Below are 12,162 nucleotides of genomic sequence, written 5' to 3'. Positions count from 1 at the left end.
TCGGTTTTGTGCGCCTCAGTCGGACTCCGGGCGGGGCGGGCGGGGGCCGAGTTCCACCGCCGTGCAGCGCCAGCGCAGGTCCTGGCCGAGTTCCAGGCGGAAGGCCATGGCACGCAGCCGGTCGCCGGCGCCGACGCGTGCGAAGGCCTCGATGGCGCCGGGGCGGGGTTCGAAGTAGCCGATGTCGCGTACGACGGGGCGGGCGCCGCGGGTGCGCAAGGGGCCGCGTTCCGCCAGCCATGCCAGTTCGTCGTAGGCCCGGCCGCGGGTGTGCCGGAGCATCGAGTGGACGGGGCGGTGGCCGCTCAGAACGGCGACGAGGAGGTCGGCGAACACATCGGTGGGCAGGGGCTGGGGGATCGCCGCGGGCCGGGACCATTGCGCGGGGACGCGCGGGGCGGCTTCGGGGGAGGTGGAGGCCGGGGCAGCGGCGTCCCCGCGCGGCGCCCGGGTGACAGGCGTCTCCGTGGCCCTGCGGGGGGCTGTGCGGGTCGGGGCGGGGGTGGATGGGCGGGTGTCCGCCGGGCGGGTCCGGGAGGCCCTGGCGCGAGCGGAGGCCGGTGGACGACCGCCCGCAGCCGCACGCCGCGAGTGCCCGCTGCCGGGGGAACGCGGGGGCGCGGCAGCGGCGGGGGCGGGCGGCGCGGATCCGGGTCCACCGAGGGCGCCGGCGAGGGCTGTAGCGCTCACGGGCGTGCCGGGCGTGCCGGGCGCGCCGGGCGGGGTGTTCGAGGGGGTGTGTGGGGCGGTGTGGGCCGGGGCGGCGGGGGTGGTGCTGCCGTGAGCGGCGGGTGTGGTGGGCTCGGAGGTGTGGGGGTCGGTGCTCGCAGGTCGGCGGGGTGCGGTGTTCGCCGGAGGGCGCGGGGCGGTGGTGTCGGCGGGGATGCGGGGTGCGGTGCTCGCGGATCCGCAGGGTGCTGTGCCGCCGGGGGCGGGCGAGGTGGTGCGGGGTGCTGTGCTGCCGTGAGTGGCGGGTGTGGTGGGCGTGGTGGTGAGGGGGTCGGTGCTGGCAGGTCGGCGGGGTGCGGTGCTCGCGGATTCGTGGGGTGCTGTGCCGCCGGGGGCGGGCGTGCTGCCGCGGGGGTCGGACGTAGGGGAGTGGGTCGGCGGGCGGTGTTGGGTCCTGGTCATGACCTTGTGCATGGGGTCCCCGTTTCGTGGGCCCGGTACATACCGGGGAGTAACTTCGGGTCGGTGATCTTGTACGGGGCCGACGGGGGCTGCGGCAAGGAAGGCGGGTCCCGGGTCGAGGGCGCCGGAATGTTCACCTATCCGGGTGATGTCGGGGGCGTGGAGCCCGAGTCCGTGGGGGTGCGGCGGGTGAATTCCGAGCCCGGGGTGGACGCGTCCGGCGTCCCGGGGCGGGACTCGAAAGGGGACGCCCCGCACGTATCCTGAAGGCCCTCCGGGAGCGCCACGGAGCCCTCCGGATCCCCTCCGACCACGACCAACGACCACGATCACGAAAGCGGCCAGCCATGCGTGTCTACGTGCCCCTGACCCTCCCCGGTCTCGCCGAGGCGTACAAGACGGGTGAGCTGGGAGCCGGAGCGTTCGCCGCCTACGCCGTGACGCCCGGGCTGCGCGAGTGGTACGCCTCCGACGACATCGAGGAACTGGAGTACGCGGCGCTCGGCCGGGCCGCACTGGCCTCGCTGCGCCTGCTGGCGGCCGAGCCCGAGGCCCCGCGGCGCCGGATCGTGATCGCCGTCGACGTGCCCGACCGGGCCGCGAGCGCGGACCACGACCCGGCGGAGCCGGGGGAGGTGCGGGTCTCGGGGCCGGTGCCGCTGGGCAAGGCGGCGTCCGTGCACGTCGACGCGGCGGACGCGCAGGCCGGGGTGACGGCGGCCGCCGACGCCCTGCCGGCGGCGGACCGCGGGGACGGCGACGCGCAGTCCGTCGTGGACGCCGCCGAGGACCACGAGCTGTTGTGGTTCGCCACGCAGGAGATCCCGAACCTGGTGGGCCGCGGAGGCTGAACCGGCCGCGGGGGGCGCGTTGAGGTGCCGTTCTCTTGATTGTCAGTGGGGGCGGGTACGTTTTCGGGCATGGGGATGAAGACGGGCGCGCACATTGTCTGGGACTGGAACGGGACGCTGTTCCACGACATCGACGCGATCATCGGGGCGACGAACGCGGCCTTCGCCGAGCTGGGGCTCGAGCCGCTGACGCTGGAGAAGTACCGCGAGCTGTACTGCGTACCGGTGCCGAAGTTCTATGAGCGGCTGATGGGGCGGCTACCGACCGAGGCCGAGTGGGAGGCGATGGACGACATCTTCCACCGGTACTACGCCGAGCACCGCACGGCGTGCGGGCTGACGGTGGGGGCCGCGGAGCTGCTGGCCGGGTGGCGCTCGGCGGGGCGCAGCCAGTCGATCCTGAGCATGTACGTGCACGAGGAGCTGGTTCCGCTGGTGCGCGGATTCGGCATCGAGCCGCACTTCATACGGGTGGACGGGCGGACCGGGCCGTCGGGGGGCAGCAAGGCCGAGCACATGGTGCGGCACCTGGCGTCGCTGAGCGGCGTGGCACCGGAGCGGACCGTGGTGATCGGGGACGCGGCGGACGACGCGGTGGCCGCGCTGCACGTGGGGGCACGGGCCGTGCTGTACACCGGCGGGTCGCACAGTCGGGTGAGTCTGGAAACCGTCGGCGTACCCGTCGTGGACACGCTGGAGGAAGCGGTTGCCGAGGCGGAGCGGCTCGCGGCCTGACGGGTACGGGTGACCGGAACCGGTAGCGACACTGTGCAGAACGTCAAACTTCCAGGGCTGGTTTTGTACACATACGGCTCATGACGGAGCCCCTGTGAGGAGCGATAGCCTTGGTGGCGTGATCAGCGCGATAGCTCGCGGGGACGTCGTCGTCCCTGCCCTGAGCCCGGAGAGCACGGACGACATCCGTGACCGGGCGGCGGTCGCTGGTCTTCACGGGCGGGACGTGGCATCGAAGGCTCCCGGGACCCCGGGCATCACCTGGATTCGGGCGTCGCAGAGAGCAGCGTCACACCGGTGGAGCAGCTCAAGATTGGCTCAGACACCCCCGCTCATCTCACCTTGCGGCATAGCGTCGGCACAGACCGGATACCCCGTGTCACGACGTGAGGTCGTAAGCGCAGAGACCGTACTTCCTTCTACGTCACGCAACGGCGCGCGACAGGAGCCAGAGGACAATGCAGACCAAGCTGGACGAAGCCAAGGCCGAGTTGCTCGAGAGGGCCGCCCGGGTAGCTGAGAACAGCCCGGTCGGGGGGCACCTACCGACCGGGTCGACGGGCGAGGAGACCCCAGACGCCCAGAAGGCCCCGGACCGCGAGACCCTCCTCACGTTCCTCCAGCGCTACTACCTGCACACGGCCCCGGAGGACCTCACCGACCGCGACCCGGTCGATGTCTTCGGAGCAGCCGTATCGCACTACCGGCTGGCCGAGAACCGCCCCCAGGGCACGGCGAACGTGCGGGTGCACACCCCCACGGTCGAAGAGAACGGCTGGACCTGCAGCCACTCCGTGGTCGAGGTCGTCACCGACGACATGCCCTTCCTCGTCGACTCCGTCACCAATGAGCTGACGCGTCAGGGGCGCGGGATCCACGTCGTCATCCACCCCCAGTTCGTGGTGCGGCGCGATGTCACCGGCAAGCTCATCGAGGTCCTGTCGACCCCGCCCACCGGCGACCTTCCGCACGACGCGCACGTCGAGTCCTGGATCCACGTCGAGATCGACCGCGAGACCGACCGGGCCGATCTGAAGCAGATCACCGCCGACCTGCTGCGCGTGCTGTCAGACGCCCGCGAGGCCGTCGAGGACTGGGGCAAGATGCGGGACGCGGCGATCCGGCTGGCGGAGGGGCTGCCGGACGAGCCCATCCCCGACGACCTGCCAGGACCCCAGGTCGAGGAGGCCCGCGAGCTGCTGCGCTGGCTCGCCGACGACCACTTCACCTTCCTCGGCTACCGCGAGTACCAGCTCCGCGAAGACGACTCGCTGGCCGCCGTCCCCGGCACCGGACTCGGCATACTGCGCGCGGACCCGCAGCACGCCGCGGAGGAGAGCCACCCGGTCAGCCCGTCGTTCGAGCGGCTGCCCGCCGACGCCCGGGCCAAGGCGCGCGAGCACAAGCTGCTCGTGCTGACCAAGGCGAACAGCCGGGCGACCGTGCACCGGCCGTCGTACCTGGACTACATCGGCGTCAAGAAGTTCGACGCCGACGGCAACGTCATCGGCGAGCGCCGGTTCCTCGGACTGTTCTCCTCCGCCGCCTACACCGAGTCCGTGCGCCGGGTCCCGGTCATCCGGCGCAAGGTCGAGGAGGTCCTGGAGAAGGCGGGGTTCTCACCCAACAGCCACGACGGCCGCGACCTGACGCAGATCCTGGAGACGTACCCGCGCGACGAGCTCTTCCAGACCCCGGTCGACGAGCTGCGGGCGATCGTCACCTCCGTGCTGTACCTCCAGGAGCGCAGGCGGCTGAGGCTCTACCTGCGCCAGGACGAGTACGGGCGCTACTACTCCGCCCTCGTCTATCTCCCGCGCGACCGCTACACCACGGCCGTCCGCCTGCGGATCATCGAGATCCTCAAGGAGGAACTGGGCGGCATCAGCGTCGACTTCACGGCCTGGAACACCGAGTCGATCCTGTCCCGGCTGCACTTCGTGGTCCGGGTCCCGCAGGGCACCGAACTGCCGGAGCTGTCCGACTCCGACAAGGAGCGCATCGAGGCCCGGCTGGTGGAGGCCGCCCGCTCCTGGGAGGACGCCTTCGCCGAGGCGCTCAACGCCGAGCTCGGCGAGGAGCACGCGGCCGAGGCCATGCGCCGCTACGCGCACGCCTTCCCCGAGGGCTACAAGGCCGACCACAACCCGCGCGCCGCGGTCGCCGACCTCGTCCACCTCGAGCAGCTGAACAGCGAGGCGGACAAGGACTTCGCGCTCAGCCTCTACGAGCCGGTGGGCGCCGCCCCCGAGGAGCGCCGCTTCAAGATCTACCGCACGGGCGACGCGATCTCCCTCTCGGCCGTCCTGCCGGTCCTCAACCGGCTCGGTGTCGAGGTCGTCGACGAGCGGCCCTACGAGCTGCGCTGCGCGGACCGCAGCGTGGCCTGGATCTACGACTTCGGGCTGCGCATGCCCCGCGCCAACGGCGGCGGGGACTACTTCGGCGACGACGCCCGCGAGCGCTTCCAGGACGCCTTCTCCGCCACCTGGACCGGCAAGGCGGAGAACGACGGCTTCAACGCCCTCGTGCTGAGCGCCGGGCTGACCTGGCGCCAGGCCGTGGTGCTGCGGGCGTACGCCAAGTACCTGCGCCAGGCCGGGTCGACGTTCAGCCAGGACTACATGGAGGACACCCTCCGCAACAACGTCCACACCACCCGCCTGCTCGTCTCCCTGTTCGAGGCGCGGATGTCGCCCGACCGGCAGCGCGCGGGGCACGAGATCGTGGACGCGCTGCTGGAGGAGGTCGACGCGGCCCTCGACCAGGTGGCCTCGCTCGACGAGGACCGGATCCTCAGGTCCTTCCTGACGGTCATCAAGGCGACGCTGCGGACCAACTTCTTCCAGGAGGCCGCGGGCGGCAAGCCGCACGACTACGTCTCCATGAAGTTCGACCCGCAGGCGATCCCCGACCTGCCGGCGCCCCGCCCGGCGTTCGAGATCTGGGTGTACTCGCCGCGCGTCGAGGGCGTGCACCTGCGCTTCGGCAAGGTCGCGCGCGGTGGCCTGCGCTGGTCCGACCGGCGTGAGGACTTCCGCACCGAGATCCTCGGCCTGGTCAAGGCGCAGATGGTCAAGAACACCGTCATCGTGCCGGTCGGCGCCAAGGGCGGCTTCGTCGCCAAGCAGCTGCCCGACCCCTCCGTGGACCGGGACGCGTGGCTCGCCGAGGGGGTCGCCAGCTACAAGACGTTCATCTCGGCACTGCTCGACATCACCGACAACATGGTCGCCGGCGAGGTCGTGCCCCCGGCGGACGTCGTCCGGCACGACGAGGACGACACCTACCTCGTCGTCGCCGCCGACAAGGGCACTGCGACCTTCTCCGACATCGCCAACGGGGTCGCCGAGAACTACAACTTCTGGCTCGGTGACGCCTTCGCCTCCGGCGGCTCCGCCGGCTACGACCACAAGGGCATGGGCATCACCGCCCGCGGCGCCTGGGAGTCCGTCAAGCGGCACTTCCGCGACATGGGCGTCGACACCCAGACCCAGGACTTCACGGTCGTCGGCATCGGCGACATGTCCGGTGACGTGTTCGGCAACGGCATGCTGCTCTCCGAGCACATCCGCCTGGTGGCCGCCTTCGACCACCGGCACATCTTCATCGACCCGAACCCGGACGCCGCCACCTCCTACGCCGAGCGCCGCCGCCTGTTCGAGCTGCCCCGCTCCAGCTGGGAGGACTACAACACGGACCTGCTGTCGGCCGGCGGCGGCATCTTCCCGCGCACGGCCAAGGCGATCCCGGTCAACGCGCACATCCGCGAGGCCCTCGGCATCGAGGCCAAGGTCACCAAGCTGACCCCGGCCGACCTGATGAAGGCGATCCTCCGCGCGCCGGTCGACCTGCTGTGGAACGGCGGCATCGGCACGTACGTCAAGTCCTCCACCGAGTCCAACGCGGACGTCGGTGACAAGGCCAACGACGCCATCCGCGTCGACGGGGCGGACCTCCGCGTAGCCGTCGTCGGCGAGGGCGGCAACCTCGGCCTGACCCAGCTCGGCCGGATCGAGTTCGCGCTGCACGGCGGCCGGATCAACACCGACGCCATCGACAACAGCGCCGGCGTGGACACCTCCGACCACGAGGTGAACATCAAGATCCTGCTCAACGGCCTGGTCAGGGACGGCGACATGACCGTCAAGCAGCGCAACAAGCTGCTCGCCGAGATGACCGACGAGGTCGGCCGCCTGGTGCTGCGCAACAACTACGCGCAGAACACGGCGATCGCCAACGCCCTCGCCCAGTCCGGCGCCATGCTCCACGCCCAGCAGCGCTTCATGAAGCACCTGGTCAGGGAGGGTCATCTCGACCGGGCGCTGGAGTTCCTGCCCACCGACCGGCAGATCCGCGAGCGGCTCGCCCAGGGGCAGGGCCTGACCGGCCCGGAGACGGCCGTGCTGCTGGCGTACACGAAGATCACGGTCGCCGAGGAGCTGCTGCACACCTCGCTGCCGGACGACCCGTACCTGAGCACCCTGCTGCACGCGTACTTCCCGACCGAGCTGCGCGAGCAGTTCCCCGAGCACCTCGTCTGCCACCCGCTGCGCCGTGAGATCACCACGACCGTGCTGGTCAACGACACGGTGAACACGGGCGGTACGACGTATCTGCACCGGCTGCGCGAGGAGACCGGCGCGTCGCTCGAGGAGATCGTGCGGGCGCAGACCGCGGCCCGGGCGATCTTCCGCCAGGCCCCGGTGTGGGACGGGGTCGAGGCGCTCGACAACAAGGTCGAGGCCGAGGTCCAGACCCGCATCCGGCTGCACGCCCGCCGCCTGGTGGAGCGCGGCACGCGCTGGCTGCTCAACAACCGGCCGCAGCCGCTGCAGCTCGCCGAGACGGTCGACTTCTTCGCCGACCGCGTCGAGCAGGTCTGGTCGCAGCTGCCCAAGCTGCTGCGCGGCGCCGACCTGGAGTGGTACGGGAAGATCTACGACGAACTGACGGGCGCCGGCGTCCCGGACGAACTCGCCACCCGGGTGGCGGGCTTCTCCTCGGCCTTCCCGACGCTCGACATCGTCTCGATCGCCGACCGCATGGACCGGGAACCGCTGGATGTCGCCGACGTCTACTACGACCTCGCCGACCGGCTGCGCATCACCCAGCTCATGGACCGCATCTCCGAGCTGCCCCGCGCGGACCGCTGGCAGTCCATGGCCCGTGCGGCGATCCGCGAGGACCTGTACGCGGCGCACGCGGCGGTGACCGCGGACGTCCTGGCCGTGGGCAACGGCACCTCGACGCCCGAGCAGCGCTACAAGGCGTGGGAGCAGAAGAACGCGGCGATCCTCGGCCGTGCCCGCGCCACGCTGGAGGAGATCCAGGGCTCCGAGTCGTTCGACCTCGCCAACCTGTCGGTGGCGATGCGCACGATGAGGACACTGCTGCGCACGCACTCGTAGCGGCGGGACGTACGGCGTGACAGGCGCCCCGGGCCGAATACGGCCCGGGGCGCCTGTCGTCGGGGTGCCGCAGGGCGCTACTTGAGCGCGCTCGCCACCAGCCGCACGGCTCTCCTCACCCTCGGGCGGGCCAGCCTGCGGGCCGTCGGGCGGATCAGCCTCGCCGTCACCCCCACCGGTTCCCAGCGGACCTGGAGCCGGCCCGGGGCGTGGCCCTCCGGTTCCACCGTCAGGCGGTGGGAGGGGATGCGGGTCGTCAGGGCCGGGAAGGTCAGGGGTGCCAGGAGCAGGCCCGTGTGGGAGAGGCCCTGGTGCTGGAGGCGGAGCAGTGGGTGGCGGATTCCCGCGAAGCCCTGGAGGGGCAGCGAGGCCGCCCCGAGGTCCAGATGGGCGCGGCCCTCGAAGAGGCCGGGGCGCACGGGCGAGAGACGGAAGTGGACGTGCAGGCGGCGGCCGCCCGGGGCGATGAGGAGCGTCGCCCGTCGCGGGCCCACGGGGAGACGCAGAGCCGGGTCGTAGGTGCGGATCGCGAGGTCGATCGAGGCACCCGGGCCCCGGGTGATCTCCGTGATCTCGTGGCGGAACTGGGCGCTGGAGAAGGGACGGGTCTCCAGCTCCAGGTCGGAGACGTCCAGTTCCCGGCGGGCCCATTCGGACTCGGGGACCCGGTCCCCCCAGTAGCTGCGGCCGGCCGCGTCGGCGGTGACGCGCCTCGGGCCCACTCCGTGGCCGAGGCCCCGGGCGGCCAGGCGGGCCTCCGGCAGGCGGCGGTCGCGGATCAGCTGGACGACGACGCGTTCGGCGCGCGGGAGACGCGCGAACGCGCCCGGCGTGAGCGTGTCGAGGTAGGGGGTGACGATGTCCGCGAACGACGTCAGCCAGGAGTCGTCCCGGTAGGGCAGGTCACCGGCGTACATCCGGAAGTCGTGCTTGAGGAACTTGTGGTCCTTGTCCACACGCAGCGACTCGTGCCCGCTCTCGGCCAGGAACGCGTCGATGAGGTGCTGGACGTGGACGCGGTCCCGGACGTTGGCCAGCTTGTGCCGCTGGTTGGATATCGAGGCCGTCTCGGACGCCGCGAAGGGCGCCACGTACCAGCGGTAGACCGGCTCCGGGATGATCGTGAAGGTCTTGGCCAGGCAGTACGCCTGCGCCGAGAACAGCTGGTCCTCGTAGTGGATGCCCTCGGGGAAGCGCAGGCCGTGCCGGTCGAGGAAGGCGCGGGCGTACATCTTGCTGGTGGACAGGTGCTCGAAGAGCAGCCGCGGGTCGGCCTCGATGCCGTCGAGGGTGCGGCGTTCGGCGACCAGGTGCGGCATCCACGTCGAGCGGCGGCCGTTGTCCACGCGGACCCGCTGCACCGCGCCCATCGCGAAGTCGATCTCGCGTTCGCGGTGCGCGGCGAGCAGCAGTTCCACGGCGTTGCCGGGGAGTTCGTCGTCGCTGTCGAGGAACATCAGGAACGGCGCCCGCGCGATCCGCAGGGCGCGGTTGCGCGGGGCGCTGCAGCCGCCGCTGTTGCGCTCCAGGCGCAGATGGCGGATGCGGGGGTCCTGGGCCGCGAGCCGCTGCGCCACGGCCGGGGTGGCGTCCGTGGAGTGGTCGTCGCTGATGACGATCTCGAGGTTGGCGTGGGTCTGGCGGCGGACCGATTCGACCGCGCGGGTGAGCCGTTCGGCGTCGTTGTAGACGATGACCGTCACGGTGACGTCGGGGGTGCTCATGCGGTCGCCTCCTGTGGGGTCGGGGCCGGAGTGCGTTCCTCGATCGGCAGCACGGGCGGCAGGTCCCGTCCGTCCTGGCCGAGGAAGACCCGGCGGACGACGCGTTCGGCGGCGCGTCCGTCGTCGTACTCGCAGAACCGGCGCCGGAAGACGGCCCGGGTCTTCGCCGCGCCCTCGTCGCGCCAGGCCTCGGTGGTGAGGATCTCCGTCAGCTCCTGCTGGGTGCGGGCGACCGGGCCCGGGGCCTCCGCCATCAGGTCGAAGTACACGCCCCGTGTCGTGCGGTACGTCTCCCAGTCGTCGGCGTGGATCACGATCGGCCGGTCGAGGTTGGCGTAGTCGAACATGATCGAGGAGTAGTCCGTGACCAGGACGTCCGACGCCAGGCACAGTTCCTCGACCGGGTCGTAGGAGGAGACGTCGATGATCCGGCCGGTGCGGCGCAGGTTGGTGAGCGGGGAGGCGGCGCCGCCGTAGAAGTAGTGGCCGCGCACGAGCAGGACCGTGTCGTCGCCCAGACGGTCGGCGAGGGTGGCGAGATCCAGGCGCGGGGTCCAGCCGGCCTCGTAGTCGCGGTGGGTGGGCGCGTAGAGGACGGCGCGGCGGCCGGGGGCGATGCCGAGGCGGTCCCGGACGGCGCGGATGACGTCGGCGCCGGCCGTGTAGTACACGTCGTTGCGCGGATAGCCGTAATCCAGGGAGACATGGCGCGACGGGTAGGCCCGCTCCCACATGCGGGTGGTGTGGCTGTTGGCGGAGACGCTGAAGTCCCACTTGTCGATGCGCTCCAGCAGCGCCTGGAAGTCCAGGCCCTGCGCGGCGGCCGGGAACGCCATCTGGTCGATGCCCATGCGCTTCAGGGGCGTGCCGTGGTGGGTCTGGACGTGGATCGCGTCCGGGCGTTTGACCACCGCGTTCGGGAAGTTGACGTTGTTGACGAGGTACTTGGCGGTCGCGAGCACCTCCCAGTAGCGGCGGCTGCCGGGCACGACGTGGTCGGTGCCGGGCGGCAGGAGGGCCGCGTTCTCCTCGGTGACCACCCACACCGCGTGGATCTGCGGGGCCAGTTCGGCGAGCTTGGCGGCGATCGCGGCGGGGTTGCAGGCGACGCCGCGGTTCCAGTACGCCGAGAACACCGCGAGGTGGGGGTTCACCGGGCGGGTGAGCGCCCTGCGGTACTGGTGGTCGCGGAGCTTGGCGCCGGCCTGGCGCTTGCGGGTCCGCAGGGCCGACTTGGCGGTGCGGCGGGTGCGGTTGACGGCCTGGAAGGCGCGGTACTTCGCGTACGCGCCCTCCTCCAGCAGGGAGCGGCGGACACCTTCGAGCCCGGCCGGACGGCGGTGGTTCTCGGGGCGGCGGCGCAGGGCGGCCAGGGACGCCCGGTGGAAGAACTCCCGCGCGACCTCCTCCGGCATGCCGCCGCGGGCGAAGGTGCGCAGGCAGTCGCGGACCATGAGGTCGTAGAGCACGGTGTGCGCGGCCCGCCGGTCGCGGGTGAGGTCGAGGAGCGACTCGTAGCGCTCGACGAGGCCGTAGCGCTGCTCGGGCGTGACCGGGGGCAGGCTCGCGGGGCGCAGCCGGCGGTCCTCGTAGGCGACGTGCGGCAGACAGGCGACGCGGTCGGCGAGCAGCAGGGCGGCCAGGGCGGCGTACGGTTCGTCGTCGGTGCTGAGCTTCGACTCGTGCGCCCGCCAGAAGTCCGCGCGCAGGACACGGGTGCCGAGCAGCGGGGTCAGCCGCAGCAGCGGGGCGCAGTCGTCGAGGGTGACGTCGGCGCGGCCCGCCCGGGCGAGGATCGAGCCGTCCGGGGAGGGCATGCCGGAGGTGTGCCAGGTGCTGCGGACGTGGTCCAGGAGGAGGACGTCGACCTCGGCGGGGAGTTCGGCGACGCGTTCGGCGACCGTGCGCGGGGTGCCGGCGGGCAGGCCGTCCTTGGCGTGGACGAAGTGCAGCCAGCGGCCGGAGGCCCGGGCCGCGCCCGCCGCCCGGGCCGCCGCGTCGCCCGTGCCGTCCGGCAGCGGCACTACCTCGACCACGCCGCCGTCGGGGGCGTGCCGCTCGGCCGTCTCCCGGGCCCAGTCGCCGACCGCCGCCACGATCACCTCGGCGTCCGGGAGGGAGTGGGCGGCGAGGGAGTCGAGGAGTTCCGTCAGATGGTCCTGAACGTTCGGCCCGTGGACGACGACACTGAGCTCGGCCATCACGGGGACCCCCTCTCACAGCTGCACCGTATGCGGTCATGCTGCCATCAATGAGACAAAAGGGCCGACCGGGTGGGCCTCACGAGGGAACGGCGGCTTTCACGAGGGA

6 protein-coding genes are annotated in these 12,162 nt (G+C 71.9%); 3 read left to right on the top strand and 3 right to left on the bottom strand.

Annotated elements, in window-relative coordinates; all coding sequences use genetic code 11:
* Positions 1-15: 15 nt before the first annotated feature.
* Positions 16-336: an Rv3235 family protein gene (locus tag IGS69_RS35200; RefSeq protein WP_355807340.1), complete on the bottom strand. Its 321-nt coding sequence runs from the start codon at positions 334-336 to the stop codon at positions 16-18.
* 1,142 nt (positions 337-1,478) lie between these two features.
* Here IGS69_RS35200 and IGS69_RS13265 point away from each other — a divergent pair.
* The 3 genes from IGS69_RS13265 to IGS69_RS13255 all read left to right on the top strand — a co-directional run bounded on the left by IGS69_RS13265 (position 1,479) and on the right by IGS69_RS13255 (position 8,128).
* Positions 1,479-1,982 (top strand): DUF6912 family protein, encoded by a 504-nt coding sequence (locus IGS69_RS13265; RefSeq protein WP_190899432.1) that lies wholly within the window; start codon positions 1,479-1,481, stop codon positions 1,980-1,982.
* A 69-nt stretch (positions 1,983-2,051) separates the two neighbouring features.
* Positions 2,052-2,717, top strand: coding sequence for an HAD family hydrolase (locus IGS69_RS13260; protein WP_190899430.1), 666 nt, complete (start codon positions 2,052-2,054; stop codon positions 2,715-2,717).
* A gap of 458 nt (positions 2,718-3,175) precedes the next feature.
* Positions 3,176-8,128, top strand: a complete 4,953-nt coding sequence (locus tag IGS69_RS13255) for an NAD-glutamate dehydrogenase (protein ID WP_190899428.1) — start codon at positions 3,176-3,178, stop codon at positions 8,126-8,128.
* A 77-nt stretch (positions 8,129-8,205) separates the two neighbouring features.
* On the opposite strand, the gene IGS69_RS13250 is transcribed toward IGS69_RS13255, so the two are convergent.
* Together IGS69_RS13250 and IGS69_RS13245 are read right to left on the bottom strand one after the other, a co-directional pair.
* Entirely contained in the window at positions 8,206-9,852 is a 1,647-nt protein-coding gene (locus tag IGS69_RS13250; RefSeq protein WP_190899426.1) for a glycosyltransferase family 2 protein, read from the bottom strand.
* Positions 9,849-12,053, bottom strand: coding sequence for a CDP-glycerol glycerophosphotransferase family protein (locus IGS69_RS13245; RefSeq protein ID WP_190899424.1), 2,205 nt, complete (start codon positions 12,051-12,053; stop codon positions 9,849-9,851). Before IGS69_RS13245 ends, IGS69_RS13250 begins: the two co-directional genes overlap by 4 nt.
* Between the last annotated feature and the right edge of the window lie 109 nt (positions 12,054-12,162).

Origin of the sequence: Streptomyces tuirus, assembly GCF_014701095.1 — a bacterium.
In the GTDB taxonomy this organism is placed as follows: domain Bacteria; phylum Actinomycetota; class Actinomycetes; order Streptomycetales; family Streptomycetaceae; genus Streptomyces; species Streptomyces tuirus.
Note: the sequence above shows the minus strand (reverse complement) of the source record. Positions and strands in the feature narration are given on the sequence as shown.

Excerpts from the sequence above, each read along its gene's own strand:
- IGS69_RS13265 (WP_190899432.1), top strand. The coding sequence starts at position 1,479 with ATGCGTGTCTACGTGCCCCTGACCCTCCCCGGTCTCGCCGAGGCGTAC.
- IGS69_RS13260 (WP_190899430.1), top strand. The coding sequence starts at position 2,052 with ATGGGGATGAAGACGGGCGCGCACATTGTCTGGGACTGGAACGGGACG.
- IGS69_RS13255 (WP_190899428.1), top strand. The coding sequence starts at position 3,176 with ATGCAGACCAAGCTGGACGAAGCCAAGGCCGAGTTGCTCGAGAGGGCC.
- IGS69_RS13250 (WP_190899426.1), bottom strand. The coding sequence starts at position 9,852 with ATGAGCACCCCCGACGTCACCGTGACGGTCATCGTCTACAACGACGCC.
- IGS69_RS13245 (WP_190899424.1), bottom strand. The coding sequence starts at position 12,053 with ATGGCCGAGCTCAGTGTCGTCGTCCACGGGCCGAACGTTCAGGACCAT.